This is a genomic window from Streptomyces sp. NPDC046915, from assembly GCF_040644935.1.
Lineage (GTDB): Bacteria > Actinomycetota > Actinomycetes > Streptomycetales > Streptomycetaceae > Streptomyces.
Window position 1 is genome coordinate 174,816 of the sequence record NZ_JBEYXB010000005.1, and the last position, 14,419, is coordinate 189,234.

The following is a 14,419-nucleotide window of genomic DNA, read 5'->3' on the forward strand; positions in this document are numbered from 1 at the left end:
TCGCCGCGGACCGCTGTGGGAGGATCGGTGCACTCACCGGTACAACGTCGCACCCACAAGGAGCGTGCCCATGTCGTCGAATCCGCTCGCCGAGACCGTCGCCGCCCTGATGCCCAGGGCCAAGGCGGAGCTCACCGAGCTGGTGGCCTTCAAGTCGGTCGCCGACTTCGGCCAGTTCCCCCGGAGCGAGAGCGAGGGCGCCGCGAACTGGGTCGCCGACGCGCTGCGCGCCGAGGGCTTCGAGGACGTGGCACTGCTCGACACCCCGGACGGCACACAGTCGGTGTACGGGTACCTGCCGGGCCCGGACGGTGCGAAAACGGTTCTGCTCTACGCCCACTACGATGTGCAGCCGCCGCTGGACGAGGCCGCCTGGACCACCCCGCCCTTCGAGCTGACCGAGCGCGACGGCCGTTGGTACGGCCGCGGTGCCGCCGACTGCAAGGGCGGGCTGATCATGCACCTGCTCGCGCTGCGCGCGCTGAAGGCGAACGGCGGCGTCCCGGTGCACGTCAAGGTGATCGCCGAGGGCTCGGAGGAGCAGGGCACGGGCGGCCTGGAGCGGTACGCCGAGCAGCACCCCGAGCTGCTGGCGGCGGACACGATCGTGATCGGCGACGCGGGCAACTTCCGCGTCGGCCTGCCGACCGTCACCACCACCCTGCGCGGCATGACCCTGATCCGCGTGCAGATCGACACCCTCGGGGGCAACCTCCACTCGGGCCAGTTCGGCGGCGCCGCCCCCGACGCGCTGGCCGCGCTGATCCGCGTCCTGGACTCGCTGCGCGCCGAGGACGGCACGACCACCGTCGACGGGCTCGAGCCCGAGACCCGCTGGGAGGGGCTTCAGTACGACGAGGAGCAGTTCCGTGCCGACGCCAAGGTGCTGGACGGGGTCGGCCTGATCGGCGACGGTACGGTCGCCGACCGCATCTGGGCCCGCCCGGCCGTGACCGTGCTCGGCATCGACTGCCCGCCGGTCGTCGGCGCCACCCCGTCCGTGCAGGCCAGTGCCCGCGCCCTGATCAGCCTGCGGGTGCCGCCGGGCGTGGACGCGGCCGAGGCGGGCAAGCTGCTCCAGGCCCACGTGGAGGCGCACACGCCGTGGGGTGCGCGGGTGCGGGTCGAGCAGGTCGGTCAGGGCCAGGCCTTCCGCGCCGACACCACCAGCCCGGCGTACCAGGCGATGGCCGACGCGATGGCGGTCGCCTACCCGGGCCAGGAGATGCAGTACGCCGGACAGGGCGGCTCCATCCCGCTGTGCAACACCCTCGCCGCCCTCTACCCGCAGGCCGAGATCCTGCTCATCGGCCTGAGCGAGCCGGAGGCCCAGATCCACGCCGTCAACGAGAGCGTCTCCCCGGACGAACTGGAGCGCCTGGCGGTGGCGGAGGCCCACTTCCTCACGCTGTACGCAGCGGGCTGAACCACCCTGCCCAAGACGGCGACAAGTCACCGCCGATCGACGCCGCAACGGCCGGCTCCGGCGAGGCAGTCACCGGAGCGGCCACCGACCCCGGCCAGGACCGGCCGGCCGTACGGCAGAGCAGCCGACCCACGCCTACAGCCCCCGGCGGTCGCCGAGGCGCACGTCCCGCGGCTGTACGCGGTGGGCTGAACCGCTCTGCCGACAGCAGAGGGCCCTCGCCCGCGGGCGGGGGCCCTGCCTACGGTCGGCGCATGGACGTCATCGAGCTGCTCCCTCACCTCCACCTGCTGCGCTTCCCGGTCGGCCAGGCCTATCTCTGGCGCGACGGCGACGAGTTGACGCTGATCGACGCCGGGGCGGTGGGCTCCGGCGGGGCGATCGCGGACGCCGTGACGGCCCTCGGGCGGGGCCCGTCGGCCGTGCGGCGGATCGTGCTGACGCACTTCCACGAGGACCACGTGGGCGGGGCGGCCGAGTTCGCCGCGCTGAGCGGCGCCGAGGTGCTGGCGCACCGCCTGGACGCGCCGGTCGTCCGGGGCGAGGTCCCCGGCCCGCCACCGGTGTTGGAGGACTGGGAGCGGCCGATCCACGCGGAGGCCCTGCGGAAGCTGCCGCCGGTCGAGCCCGTCCCGCCGGAGCAGGTCACCGAACTGGACGACGGTGACGTCCTCGACTTCGGCGGCGGCGCCCGCATCGTCCACGCCCCCGGTCACACCCACGGCAGCATCGCCGTCCATCTCCCCGAGCACCGCGTGCTGTTCACCGGCGACGCGGTGGCCGCGGCGCCCGGAACCGGGACGGTGATCCTGGGTGTCCTCAACCTCGACCGGGCCCGGACCGTGGCGTCCTTCCACCGGCTGGCGGAACTCGACGCGGACCTGGCCTGTTTCGGCCACGGTGATCCGGTCCTCGGGCAGGCTTCGGCGGTCCTTCGGAAAGCGGCGGACGGATACGGCGTCCCGGGCTGACCATGGCGGCATGACCCTCCCCGCACGCCTGGCCGCCCACGCCGGCATCGCCACGTCCCTGGACCTCCTCAGCGACCGGGAACTGGCCGGGCGGGTGGCGGCGGGAACACCGCTCGGCACCGGAATCGGCGGAAGAGCCGTACGGATCACGGTCGAGGGCAGAGAGGTCTTCGTGAAGCGGGTGCCGCTGACCGACCTGGAGCGGCGGCCGGACCACGTACGGTCCACGGCGAACCTCTTCGCCCTGCCACCGCGACTCCACTACGGCATCGGCGCCATCGGCAGCCCCGGCTTCGGCGCCTGGCGGGAGCTCGCCCTGCACACGATGACGACGAACTGGGTGCTGGCCGGGCACTTCCCGGGCTTCCCGCTGCTGCACCACTGGCGGGTGCTGCCCGACACCCCGCCGCTGCCGGACGAACTGGCCGACGTGGACCGTGCGGTCGCCTACTGGGGTGGCGGTGCGGGCCTACGTGAGCGCATCGACGGCCTGCGCACCGCCTCCGCGAGCCTGACCCTGTTCCTGGAGCACATCCCGTACACCCTGCACGACTGGCTCGACGCCCGGCTGCGTACCGAATCGGCCGACGCCGCGTGCGCCATGGCGGCGGCGGGCCTGGCGGCGCTCACGGACTTCCTCCACGAGCGCGGGCTGCTGCACCTGGACGCCCACTTCCGGAACATCCTCACCGACGGCCGGCAGCTCTACCTCACCGACTTCGGACTCTCCCTCAGCTCACGGTTCCGGCTCGCCGGGGACGAGCGCGCCTTCTTGGACCGGCACCGCGCGTACGACCGTGTCTACACCACGTACCACCTGGTGATCTGGCTGGTCACCGCCCTGTACGGATACGGCCGCGAGGAACGCGAGGTGTTCCTGCGCGGCTGCGCCGACGGGGCGCGGCCCGAGGGGATCCCCCGGGCCGCGGCCGTGTTGATCGAACGCCACGCGCCGCTCGCCGAGGCCATGGACGAGTTCTCCCGCGGGCTGCTGGAGCGGGAGAGCAGTCACACGCCCTACCCCCATGCCGAGCTGGACCGCCTCTACAGCAGTTGCAGGCTCTCCGCGTAGTGGCAGGCGACCGGACGGCCGCCGCTCGGCGGGCGGACCGGGCTCGGCACGTCTCCCTGCGCGATGATGCGTTGCCGGCTGCGTTCCTTGCGCGGATCGGGCGAACAGCTGCCCCATGACCGCGAGCGCGGTGACGGACTTGCCCGAGCCGGACCCACCGACGATGCCGAGCGAGTCCCCCCGCTCCAGCCGGTAGCCGGCGCCCCGTACGGCCCGTACGACGCCGTCCTCGTTCTCGACCCCGTAACGGCACCAGCCAGTATGGCCGAATCACGTCCATGACGTGACGTCAGCCGACCGGGACACCGGCCTCCAGGTACAGGGCCGCGCCCCGCTCCCGCGCCCGCAGCGCCCACCGCAGCCGCTCGTAGCGGACCGGCGGCAGCATGTCGGCGGCCTCCTGCTCGGTGACGAAGCGCCAGTCGCGCAGCTCGGGCCCCGGCAGCAGCAGCCGGCCGGTCTCGGCGGAGTCCAGCCGCCCGCCGTCGAACAGGAACCGCAGCCCGCCGTAACCGGGCGGCACGGGCCGCTCCCAGTCCACGACGAGCAGCCGTGGTACGTCGTCCAGCAGTATCCCCGTCTCCTCGGCGACCTCGCGCACACCGGCCCGGGCGGGCGCCTCGCCGGGTTCCACGACCCCGCCGGGGAACTCCCACCCGGCCTTGTAGGTGGGGTCGACCAGCAGCACCCGGTCCCGCTCGTCGAAGAGCAGGACGCCGGCGGCGAGGGTCTCGGCGGTGGGCTCCGGGGTCTGCACGATGTCGCAGACCGGCACCTCCCCGCTGCCGACGGCCTCGGCGAGCCGGGCGGCCGTCTCGTACGGGGTGAGGTCGCTGGTGTCGACCGGATGGGCGTCCGCCATGAGCCACGTGGCCAGGGCGGTGCGATAGGGCTCGATGTGGTCGTACGACCACTGCCGCACCCGCATCTCGCCGTCGGGGAGGTCCGGCGGCACGTCCCGCCCGGCTATTCGCTCACGCAGGATCGTTTCGGCCGGAGCGAGGAGGACGTGCCGTACAGCGATGCGGCGGGCGGCGAGGCCGCCGAAGATCTCGTCCCGGTACTCCTGACGCAGCAGGGTCATGGGAACCACGAGGGTCCCGCCGAGCTCGGCGAGCATCGCGGCCGCCGTGTCGGTCACGAGCCGTCGCCAGATCGGCAGGTCCTGGAAGTCGCCGACCTCGGCGAGGCGCTTGGGCGGCAGCAGGTACGAGAGCGCTCCGCCGATGACCTCGGGGTCGAAGAGCGTGCTGTTCGGGATCAGCTCGATCAGTTCCCGTGCGGTCGCGGTCTTCCCCGCACCGAAAGCGCCGTTGATCCAGACGACGGTCACGGACTCCCCCTCTTCTGTTGGCCCCCTGTGGCTTGCCCGCTCCACACTGCCACGGAAACCATCCCCAGGAGAGGGCGCGCCCCGGCGGTGCCGCCGCCCCTGTGACGGGGACACCGGCACCGCGTTCGACGGGCCGGCGTCCTACCGCTGGGCCGGCGTGTCGTCGTCGGAGGCGAGGCCGTCCTCACCGATGACGCCGTCGGCGGAGTCGAGGGTGCCGGAGACGTGCGGGTCCCCGACGACCTCGTGATGCGTCGCGTGCGACGGGGTGATGGCGGCCACGACGAAGCCGGTGGCGAGGGAGGCGATGGCGAGCATGCTGCGCTTCTTCATGCCCGGATCAACTGCGCAAGCGGGCCGGGGTCACGCGGCTGTCGCCGAATCCCGTGGCCGGGTGATCGGTTCACCGCTATCGTCCGAGGTCACGGCCTGCCGGAACCGAGGCGGCCCCGACCCCGAAGGCGACTGCCATGACCGGCCCGCGACCGACGACGACCCTCTGGCGCCCCACCGGCCCCAAGGAGCTGGAACTGGTCCGCGAGCTGGACTGGCGGGCCTGGCCGCCCCGGCTGCCCGAGCAGCCGATCTTCTACCCGGTCCTCGACGAGGACTACGCGATCAGGATCGCCCGTGACTGGAACGTCAAGCACGACGGCGCCGGCTTCGTGACCCGCTTCGAGGTCGACTCCGGCTTCCTGGCCCGTTATCCGGTCCGGCAGGCGGGCGGCGAGACGATCCTGGAGCTCTGGGTGCCCGCCGAGGAACTGGACGAGTTCAACGCCCACATCGTCGGCACGATCCAGGTGGTCCACGAGTTCCCCTGAGGTCGGCTCCTCGACCGGCATGGCGGACGCGCGGCTCGGTCGCCGAGCCGCCGACCGGTTCCCCTCAAGGACTTGAACGTTCCTGCTCTGCCCCTGTCACACCCCGGCCGCGGTCGCGTCCGGCCTCAGGGCCAGCGCGGCCGCGGCGGCGCCCACCAGGCCGGCGTCCGTGCCCATCTGCGCGGGCGTCACGGTGAGCCCCTGGACGAAGGAGAGCGTGGCGTAGTCGGCGAGGGCCTTGCGCAGCGGCTCGAAGAGGATGTCGCCGGCCTTGCCCACGCCCCCGCCGATCACCGCGACGTCGATCTCGACCAGGGTGGCGGTGGCCGCGATCCCGGCGGCCAGGGCCTGCGCGGCCCGTTCGAAGGACGCCACGGCGACCGGGTCGCCGGCGCGGGCGGCGGCGGCCACCGCGGCGGCGGAGGCGTCGCCGTCCGGGCCCGGCCGCCAGCCGTTCACCAGCGCGCGCCGGGCGATGTTCGGGCCGCTCGCGATGCGCTCCACGCAGCCGCGCGAGCCGCAGGGGCACAGGTCGCCGTCGAGGTCCACGCTGATGTGGCCGATGTGACCCGCGTTGCCGGTCGGGCCGGGGTGCAGCCGCCCGTTCAGGATCAGGCCGCCGCCGACCCCGGTCGAGACGACCATGCACAGGGCGTTGTCATGGCCCCGGGCGGCGCCCTGCCAGTGCTCGGCGGCGGCTATCGCCACACCGTCGCCGATCAGTTCCACCGGCAGCCCTCCGGTGACCGCGCGCACCCGTTCGACCAGCGGGAAGTCACGCCAGCCCGGCACGTTCACCGGGCTCACCGTGCCGGTGGCGGCGTTCACCGGGCCGGCGCTGCCGATGCCGACGGCGCCCGCGCGTGCCCACAGGGGCGACCCGGTCAGATCGCCGAGCACCTCCGCCACGGCCCGCATGATGGTGTCGCCGTCCTCCTGCGCGGGCGTCGCGCGCTGCGCTCGCACCAGGATTGAGCCGTGGGCGTCCACCAGCGCTCCGGCGATCTTGGTGCCGCCGATGTCGAGCGCGGCCACGAGGTCGGTCTGCATCAGTGTGATATCTCCCCGTCAACCAGGTCAAAAAGGGGTGGCCGGTCGCGGTGGGGGCGCGGGCCGGAGATTGCGATGGACAGTCTCTCGCGGGCATGACAACGTTGTCCAGGCTCTATGCTCGACGCCACATCCTCATACAAACCGATGACCGACGCATCACCCTGTGGACAAGACGCATCACCCCGTGGACAACAAGGCCGACAGGACAGGACAGCGCACCGTGCCCGAGACCATCCGCCGAGCAGACCGCCTCTCCGGGAGCCGCTACGGAAACCGTCCGACCATGAAGGACGTGGCCGCGCGGGCCGGCGTCGGCCTGAAGACGGTCTCCCGCGTGGTCAACGGCGAGCCGGGCGTCACCCCGGACACGGAACGCCGGGTCCAGGAGGCCATCGACGCGCTGGGCTTCCGCCGCAACGACAGCGCCCGGGTGCTGCGCAAGGGCCGCACCGCGAGCATCGGCCTGGTCCTGGAGGACCTCGCCGACCCGTTCTACGGTCCCCTCAGCCGCGCGGTGGAGGAGGTGGCCCGCGCCCACGGCGCCCTGCTGATCAACGGCTCCAGCGCGGAGGACCCGGATCGGGAACAGGAGCTGGCGCTGGCGTTGTGCGCGCGGCGCGTGGACGGGCTGGTGATCATCCCGGCCGGGGACGACCACCGGTATCTGGAGCCGGAGATCAAGGCGGGCGTCGCGACCGTGTTCGTGGACCGTCCGGCCGGGAGGATCGACGCCGATGTGGTGCTGTCCGACAACTTCGGCGGCGCCCGCTCCGGCGTCGCCCATCTCATCGCCCACGGCCACCGCCGGATCGGGTTCATCGGCGACATGCCCCGCATCCACACCGCGGCCGAGCGGCTGCGCGGCTACCGGGCGGCCATGGAGGACGCGGGGATACCCGTGGCGGAGTCCTGGATGTCCCTGGGCGTCACCGATCCGCAGCGGGTGCGCCGGGCGGCCGAGAAGATGCTCTCCGGGCCCTCCCCCGTCACGGCCGTCCTCGCGGGCAACAACCGGGTGACGGTGACCGTGATCCGCGTCCTCGCCGATCACCGCCGCCGCGTGGCCCTCGTCGGCTTCGACGACTTCGAGCTCGCCGACCTGCTCCAGCCGGGCGTCACGGTCGTCGCCCAGGACGCCGCCGCCCTCGGTCGCAACGCCGCCGAACGCCTCTTCCGCCAGCTGGACGGCAGCCTCGTCGCCCCGGAGCGCATCGAGCTGCCGACCCGGCTGATCACCCGCGGCTCGGGCGAGCTGCCACCGGCGGACTGAGCCGCCCATGAGAGGCCGCACGCTGGAGGAACTCGGGCTCGCCGAGGTGCCGCGGGAGAACCCGCTGAGCTATCCGGGCGCCCGGCCCGCCGATTCCGGGCTGCTGCTCGGGGACCGGATGCTGCCGCTGGACCGTCTGGTGCACGCGGACCGGACACCGGTCGTGGCGGTCGGCTCCAACGCCTGCCCCGGCCAACTCCGCCACAAGCTCGCCGAGTCCGGGATCACCTCGGCGCTGCCGATGGTGCGGGCGCGGGTGCGGGGGCTCGACGTGGGTGTCTCCGCGCACGTCAGCCGCATGGGCTATGTGTCCGCCTCTCCCGTGGGGGCGCCCGAGGCGTCGCGGGAGCTGTTCGTCATCTGGCCGGACGCGCGCCAGCTGGCCGTGATCGACGCCAGTGAGCTCAACTTCGACCGTGCCTGGCTGCCCGCGCCGGACGTACGGATCGAGCTGGCCGACGGCTCGACGCTCCCCGGCGCGTACGCGTACGTCAACCGGCACGGGGTCCTGCACAACGGCGACGGGGCGCCCCGCGCGCACCCCGGGCAGCGGGCCCTGATCGGCGAACTGCTCACGGGGTCGGCCGAGTTGCGGGAGCTGTTCGGCGTGACGCCCGAGCAGTTCTGCGCGCGGGCGCGCGCCGACGCCGAACTGTGCGCGCGGGGCACCCGGCTGTTCGCCGATCGGAAGTGGGTGACGGCGTCCGGGCTGGAGCGGTACGTCCCCGGGGACGGGCGCCGCTGAGCGGTCTCGGGGAAGACCGCTTACCGCTCGGCGACCGTCAGGTCACCGCGTCGTGGCGCCGCGAAGCCCTCCAGGCCGGCCCGGGTCAGTCCGGTCAGCCGGCTCACCTCCGCGAGGTCGAGGGCGCCGCAGTCCAGGCCGCGCAGCAGATAGCCGCTGAGGGCCTTGGCGGTGGCGGGTTCGTCCATGACGTCGCCGCCCGTCCGGCCGGCGTACCGGGCGAGCCGGGCCGCCGCCTGTTCGAAGCCCTCCCGGTAGAAGGCGAAGACGGCCGCGTAGCGGGTGGGGAGATGGCCGGGGTGCATGTCCCAGCCCTGGTAGTAGGCGCGGGCCAGGGCGCGGCGGGTGAGGCCGTAGTGCAGCCGCCAGGCGTCGTGGACCTTCTCCGTGGGGCCGACCGGGAGGACGTTCGTCGAGCCGTCCGAGACGCGCACGCCGGTGCCGGCCGCAGCCACCTGCATGATCGCCTTGGCGTGGTCGGCGGCGGGGTGGTCGCCGGCCTGATGGGCGGCGGAGACCCCGAGACAGGCGCTGTAGTCGAAGGTGCCGTAGTGCAGTCCGGTGGCACGGCCCTCGGCGGCCTGGATCATACGGGCGACGGTGGCGGTGCCGTCGGTGGCGAGGACGGCCTGGCTGGTCTCGATCTGGATCTCGAAGCCGATCCTGCCGGGCTCCAGGCCGCGCGCCTTCTCGAAGGCCCCGAGGAGGCGGACCATGGCGGTGACCTGCTCGGCGTACGTCACCTTGGGCAGCGTCAGCACGAGCCCGTCGGGCAGTCCGCCGGCCTCCATCAGGCCGGTCAGGAAGATGTCGAGGGTGCGGATGCCCCGGTCGCGCACCGGCGCCTCCATGCACTTCATGCGGATGCCCATGTACGGGGCCGCGGTCCCCTTCTCGTACGCCTCGGCGATCAGGCGGGCCGCGCGGGCCGCCGCCTCGTCCTCCTCCGCGTCGGGGCGGCTGCCGTAGCCGTCCTCGAAGTCGACGCGCAGGTCTTCGACCGGCTCGCGCTCCAGCTTGGCGCGGACCCGGTCGTACACCGGGGCGGCGAGTTCGTCGCTCAGACCGAGGACGGCGGCGAAGGAGGCGGCGTCCGGGGCGTGTTCGTCCAGGGCGGCGAGGGCCCGGTCGCCCCAGGAGCGGATGGTGCCGGCGGCGAAGACGTCGCCGGGGACGTACACGGTGTGCACCGGCTGGCGGGTGCCGGGGTCTCCGGGGTAGCGGCGCTCCAGTTCCGCGTCGACCGGGGCGAGGGAGGCGCTGATCTCCTCGCTGACGGCGCCCGCGAGGCTCGTCGACACCTTCTCCTGCCGGCCCTGGCCCATTGCCACACCTTCCCCGGGTTTTCCGCTTTATGGAATCAACAATCCGTAGAGTGAAGTTAGCTGTGCGGCTTCCCACTGGTCAACACCCCGCCCACAGCCCGAGCCGCCGTGTTCACTCTCCATGCCAAGAACCTCTGGGCCCTCTTTCGCACAACGGTTCGCCCCTTCATCCTGATCCGTCGGGAGGGAATCACATGCCGGACACCACCAGAATGACCCGCCGCACGGGCCTGAGAACGGCGCTGTCCACCGCGATCGCCGTGCCACTGCTCACGGTGACGGCCTCCGCCGCCGAACCGGCCTCCGCCGAGCCGGCCACCGCCACCGGCCCGGCCGGCCGCCGCCTGGACGTCATGACGTTCAATCTGCGCTTCGCGAGCACCACCGAGCCGAACAGCTGGGCCGTGCGCCGCCCGATCATGCGGGCGCTGTTACGCCACGAGGCACCCGACGTCCTCGGCACCCAGGAGGGCCTCTACCAGCAACTGCGCGACATCCACACCGACCTCGGACCGCACTACGACTGGATCGGCACCGGCCGCGAGGGCGGCAGCCACGACGAGGCCGTCGCGGTCTTCTACAACACCCGGCGCCTGGCTCCGGTCGAGCACGACACCTTCTGGCTCTCCGACACGCCCAAGGCGATCGGTTCGAACACCTGGGGCGCCGCGCTCCCGCGCATCGCCACCTGGGTCCGGTTCCGCGATCTGCACGACGACGGGCGCGAGTTCCACCTCCTCAACACCCACCTCGACCATCGCGTCCAGTACGCCCGCGAGCGCGCCGCGACGCTCATCGCTCGGCGGATCGCGGAACTCGGCCTCACTTCGCCGTTCCTCGTGACCGGCGACTTCAACTCGGCGGCCCACGAGAACCGGGCCTACGACATCCTGCTGGCCGCCGGACTCGTCGACACCTGGGACGCGGCGGCCGAGCGGAGCAAGCTGTACGCGACCTTCCACGGCTACCAGCCGCTGGTTCCGGACGGCGACCGCATCGACTGGATCCTGGCCGGCCCGGGCGTCACGACGCATCGGGCCACCATCAACACCTACGCGCGGGACGGCCAGTTCCCGAGCGACCACCTGCCCGTGCAGGCCTCCGTGACCCTGGGATGAAACGAGGCCCCCGTGACCGGCGCGGTCACGGGGGCCTCGGTCAGCCCGGCGGCGATCAGCCCTTGCGGGCCTTGATCTCCTCGGTGAGCTGCGGGACGACGTCGAACAGGTCGCCGACGACGCCGTAGTCGACCAGGTCGAAGATCGGGGCCTCGGCGTCCTTGTTGACGGCCACGATCGTCTTCGAGGTCTGCATGCCGGCGCGGTGCTGGATGGCGCCGGAGATGCCGTTGGCGATGTACAGCTGCGGCGAGACCGACTTGCCGGTCTGGCCGACCTGGTTGGTGTGCGGGTACCAGCCGGCGTCCACCGCGGCACGCGAGGCACCGACAGCGGCACCGAGGGAGTCGGCGAGGGCCTCGATGATCGAGAAGTTCTCCGCGCCGTTGACGCCACGGCCGCCGGAGACCACGATCGCGGCCTCGGTCAGCTCCGGACGGCCCGTCGACTCACGCGCCGTACGGCCGGTGACCTTCGTGCCGGTCGCCTTCTCGGAGAAGGACACGGACAGGGCCTCGACCGCACCGGCGGCCGGGGCGGCCTCCACGGCGGCCGAGTTCGGCTTGACCGTGATGACCGGGGTGCCCTTGATGACCCGGGACTTGGTGGTGAAGGACGCGGCGAACACCGCCTGGGTGGCCACCGGGCCCTCGTCCCCGGCCTCCAGGTCGACGGCGTCGGTGATGATGCCCGAGCCGATGCGCAGCGCCAGACGGGCGGCGATCTCCTTGCCCTCGGCGGAGGACGGGACCAGCACGGCGGCCAGGGAGCCCCCGGCGGACACCACCTCGTGGGCGGCCTGGAGGGCGTCCACCTTCGGGACGACCAGGTAGTCGGCGTACTCGGACGCGTCGTGGGTGAGGACCTTCACCGCGCCGTGCTCGGCGAGGGTGGCGGTGGTGTCGGCGGCGCCGTTGCCCAGCGCGACGGCGACGGGCTCGCCGATGCGGCGGGCCAGCGTCAGCAGCTCCAGGGTCGGCTTGCGGACGGCACCGTCCACGTGGTCGACGTAGACGAGGACTTCAGCCATGGGATTGCTCTCCTGCGAAACGAAGTTGAGGGGCGGTCAGCGACTGCGGGGCCTAGATGAACTTCTGGCCCGCGAGGAACTCAGCGAGCTGCTTGCCGCCCTCGCCCTCGTCCTTGACGATGGTGCCGGCCGTACGGGCCGGACGCTCGTTCGCGGCCTCGACCTTGGTGAACGCGCCGTCGAGACCGACCTCCTCGGCCTCGATGTCCAGGTCGGACAGGTCCCAGGACTGAACCGGCTTCTTCTTTGCGGCCATGATGCCCTTGAAGGACGGGTAGCGCGCCTCGCCCGACTGGTCGGTGACGGACACGACGGCCGGGAGCTGCGCCTCGAGCTGCTCGCTGGCGGCGTCGCCGTCGCGGCGGCCCTTGACCGTGCCGTCCTCGACGGAGACCTCGGAGAGCAGGGTGACCTGCGGGACACCGAGGCGCTCGGCCACCAGCGCGGGGACGACGCCCATGGTGCCGTCGGTGGAGGCCATGCCGGAGATCACCAGGTCGTAGCCGGCCTTCTCGATGGCCTTGGCCAGCACCAGGGAGGTGCCGATGGCGTCGGTGCCGTGCAGGTCGTCGTCCTCGACGTGGATCGCCTTGTCGGCACCCATGGACAGCGCCTTGCGCAGCGCGTCCTTGGCGTCCTCCGGGCCGATGGTCAGCACGGTGACCTCGGCGTCGTCGGCGTCGTCGGCGATCTGGAGGGCCTGCTCGACCGCGTACTCGTCCAGCTCGGAGAGCAGACCGTCCACGTCGTCCCGGTCGACGGTCAGGTCATCGGCGAAGTGCCGGTCGCCAGTGGCGTCGGGCACGTACTTCACAGTGACAACGATCCTCAAGCTCACGCCGGCTCTCCTACTGCATCGTCATTTCCGGTCTGCCTCTTGCAGGCAGCATAGGCGCCTCAAGCGGCCGATCCCGGTCGGGGCGACCGCGCGCTCCGAACGAAATATTACTCGTCAGTACACCCAGTTCCTGCCCGCTAAGCAAGCGCTTTGAACTGTGACCTTCGCAACGCAGCGTAACCGGAATCAGACCGCCCCGCAGGAGAGGCGGCGCGTGATCAATCCCGCAGGCCGCCGAAGCGACCCTGGTGGTAGAGCAGGGGGCGCCCGGTGCCGGTGGGATCGCCGAGGACGACTTCGCCGAGCACGATGCGGTGATCCCCGGCGGGGACCCGCCCGACGACCCGGCAGACCAGCCAGGCCAGCACCTCGTCCAGCACCGGAACGCCTTCCGGGCCGTCGCGCCAGGCCGTGGGCGGGCCGAAGCGGTCGGCGCCGCTGCGGGCGAAGGTGGCGGCCAGCTCCCGCTGGTGTTCGCCGAGTATGTGGACGCCGACATGGTCGGACTCCGCTATCGCGGGCCAGCTCGAAGCGCCGGTGCTGATGCCGAAGGAGAGCAGCGGGGGCTCGGCGGAGACGGAGGTGAGGGAGGTGGCCGTGAAGCCGACCGGGCCTGCGTCACCGCGTGCGGTGATCACCGCGACGCCCGCGGCGTGCCGGCGGAAGGCGGAGCGCAGGAGGTCGGGGGAGGCGAGCTGAAAGGTGCCGAGACCGGGCGTGGCCGTCATGGAGTTGTCCTTCTCCGGGAGGTGGCGTGGGTGTCCGTCGCTGCTCAAGAGCCGGGACAGCGCGCGCTCGCGGTGCGGGCCAGGTCGACGTGGACCCGCCCGAAGAGAAGGAGTTCCGAAGGCATACGGTCAGGCTGACGATAGGTGGTGCGCCCAGTCAAGTACGTTCCGCGATCTGGGAGCTGCCTCACCGTCACGGGCACGTCCGTCACACGGCCTCGCCGAGTGCCGCGATGACATCGGCCTTGCGCGGCTGGCCGGTGGCGCGCCGCACGACCCGCCCCTGAGCGTCGAGGACCAGCACGGTCGGGGTCTTGAGGATCCCGAGTTCGCGTACGAGGTCGAGGTGGTCCTCGGCGTCGATCTCGACGTGGGTGACGCCGGGGACCATCCCGGCGACCTCGCCGAGCACTCGCCGGGTCGCCCGGCAGGGGGCGCAGAAGGCACTGGAGAACTGCACCAGCGTGGCCCGCTCGCCGAGTTCGCCGCCCAGCTCGGCCGCCCCGAGCCGCTTGCCCTCGTCCCGCCCGCGCACCCGTACTCTCCCGCTCCGCCGCCGATGCAGCACTCCGTAGGCGCTCGCCACGGCGAGCACCGCCACACACACCACCACTCCGGTCATCATCGGCACAAGCATTCACACGACCGCAAAGATTCCCGCCTCCCCGGGGGGTGTCCTATCCGGA

General features: G+C 72.4%; 15 protein-coding genes and 1 pseudogene. 7 read left to right on the forward strand and 9 right to left on the reverse strand.

What is annotated here, in order from left to right; all coding sequences use genetic code 11:
- Positions 1 to 70 precede the first annotated feature (70 nt).
- From ABZ915_RS14825 to ABZ915_RS14835, 3 genes are all read left to right on the forward strand, one after another.
- A complete protein-coding gene (locus tag ABZ915_RS14825; RefSeq protein ID WP_361801479.1) occupies positions 71 to 1,426 on the forward strand; it encodes a dipeptidase in 1,356 nt (451 codons plus the stop codon).
- A gap of 254 nt (positions 1,427 to 1,680) precedes the next feature.
- Positions 1,681 to 2,397, forward strand: coding sequence for an MBL fold metallo-hydrolase (locus ABZ915_RS14830; protein ID WP_361801482.1), 717 nt, complete (start codon positions 1,681 to 1,683; stop codon positions 2,395 to 2,397).
- A gap of 10 nt (positions 2,398 to 2,407) precedes the next feature.
- Positions 2,408 to 3,469: a protein kinase family protein gene (locus ABZ915_RS14835; RefSeq protein WP_361801485.1), complete on the forward strand. Its 1,062-nt coding sequence runs from the start codon at positions 2,408 to 2,410 to the stop codon at positions 3,467 to 3,469.
- Between the two features lie 111 nt (positions 3,470 to 3,580).
- Here ABZ915_RS14835 and ABZ915_RS14840 read toward each other — a convergent pair.
- The 3 genes and pseudogenes from ABZ915_RS14840 to ABZ915_RS14850 all read right to left on the reverse strand — a co-directional run.
- Positions 3,581 to 3,700 (reverse strand): annotated as a pseudogene (locus ABZ915_RS14840) (ABC transporter ATP-binding protein); the annotation flags it as partial.
- Between the two features lie 58 nt (positions 3,701 to 3,758).
- Positions 3,759 to 4,802 (reverse strand): NUDIX domain-containing protein, encoded by a 1,044-nt coding sequence (locus tag ABZ915_RS14845; RefSeq protein WP_361801488.1) that lies wholly within the window; start codon positions 4,800 to 4,802, stop codon positions 3,759 to 3,761.
- Between the two features lie 141 nt (positions 4,803 to 4,943).
- The gene (locus ABZ915_RS14850) at positions 4,944 to 5,135 is read right to left on the reverse strand and encodes a hypothetical protein (RefSeq protein WP_361801491.1); all 192 of its coding nucleotides are present in this window, start codon (positions 5,133 to 5,135) and stop codon (positions 4,944 to 4,946) included.
- A gap of 137 nt (positions 5,136 to 5,272) precedes the next feature.
- On the opposite strand from ABZ915_RS14850, the gene ABZ915_RS14855 reads away from it, so the two are divergent.
- Positions 5,273 to 5,626, forward strand: a complete 354-nt coding sequence (locus ABZ915_RS14855; protein ID WP_361801494.1) for a hypothetical protein — start codon at positions 5,273 to 5,275, stop codon at positions 5,624 to 5,626.
- Between the two features lie 96 nt (positions 5,627 to 5,722).
- Here ABZ915_RS14855 and ABZ915_RS14860 read toward each other — a convergent pair whose 3' ends face one another.
- Positions 5,723 to 6,676 carry an ROK family protein gene (locus ABZ915_RS14860; protein WP_361801497.1) on the reverse strand — a complete coding sequence of 318 codons (954 nt, stop codon included), beginning with the start codon at positions 6,674 to 6,676 and terminating at the stop codon, positions 5,723 to 5,725.
- A gap of 166 nt (positions 6,677 to 6,842) precedes the next feature.
- On the opposite strand from ABZ915_RS14860, the gene ABZ915_RS14865 reads away from it, so the two are divergent.
- Positions 6,843 to 7,949 (forward strand): LacI family DNA-binding transcriptional regulator, encoded by a 1,107-nt coding sequence (locus ABZ915_RS14865; protein ID WP_361801500.1) that lies wholly within the window; start codon positions 6,843 to 6,845, stop codon positions 7,947 to 7,949.
- Positions 7,950 to 7,956: 7 nt separating this feature from the next.
- Positions 7,957 to 8,694 (forward strand): hypothetical protein, encoded by a 738-nt coding sequence (locus tag ABZ915_RS14870; RefSeq protein WP_361801503.1) that lies wholly within the window; start codon positions 7,957 to 7,959, stop codon positions 8,692 to 8,694.
- A gap of 20 nt (positions 8,695 to 8,714) precedes the next feature.
- Here the strand turns inward: ABZ915_RS14870 and ABZ915_RS14875 are convergent, their stop codons facing one another.
- Positions 8,715 to 10,019, reverse strand: coding sequence for an aldolase/citrate lyase family protein (locus ABZ915_RS14875; RefSeq protein ID WP_361801506.1), 1,305 nt, complete (start codon positions 10,017 to 10,019; stop codon positions 8,715 to 8,717).
- Positions 10,020 to 10,213: 194 nt separating this feature from the next.
- Between ABZ915_RS14875 and ABZ915_RS14880 the strand changes: the two genes are divergently transcribed.
- Positions 10,214 to 11,137, forward strand: coding sequence for an endonuclease/exonuclease/phosphatase family protein (locus ABZ915_RS14880; RefSeq protein WP_361801509.1), 924 nt, complete (start codon positions 10,214 to 10,216; stop codon positions 11,135 to 11,137).
- A 55-nt stretch (positions 11,138 to 11,192) separates the two neighbouring features.
- On the opposite strand, the gene ABZ915_RS14885 is transcribed toward ABZ915_RS14880, so the two are convergent.
- The 4 genes from ABZ915_RS14885 to ABZ915_RS14900 form a co-directional block, all read right to left on the reverse strand.
- Positions 11,193 to 12,167 (reverse strand): electron transfer flavoprotein subunit alpha/FixB family protein, encoded by a 975-nt coding sequence (locus tag ABZ915_RS14885; protein ID WP_361801512.1) that lies wholly within the window; start codon positions 12,165 to 12,167, stop codon positions 11,193 to 11,195.
- 52 nt (positions 12,168 to 12,219) lie between these two features.
- A complete protein-coding gene (locus tag ABZ915_RS14890) occupies positions 12,220 to 13,005 on the reverse strand; it encodes an electron transfer flavoprotein subunit beta/FixA family protein (protein ID WP_361801515.1) in 786 nt (261 codons plus the stop codon).
- A gap of 218 nt (positions 13,006 to 13,223) precedes the next feature.
- Positions 13,224 to 13,733, reverse strand: a complete 510-nt coding sequence (locus ABZ915_RS14895) for a flavin reductase family protein (protein ID WP_361801518.1) — start codon at positions 13,731 to 13,733, stop codon at positions 13,224 to 13,226.
- A 208-nt stretch (positions 13,734 to 13,941) separates the two neighbouring features.
- Positions 13,942 to 14,355 (reverse strand): thioredoxin family protein, encoded by a 414-nt coding sequence (locus ABZ915_RS14900; RefSeq protein ID WP_361802455.1) that lies wholly within the window; start codon positions 14,353 to 14,355, stop codon positions 13,942 to 13,944.
- Positions 14,356 to 14,419 lie beyond the last annotated feature (64 nt).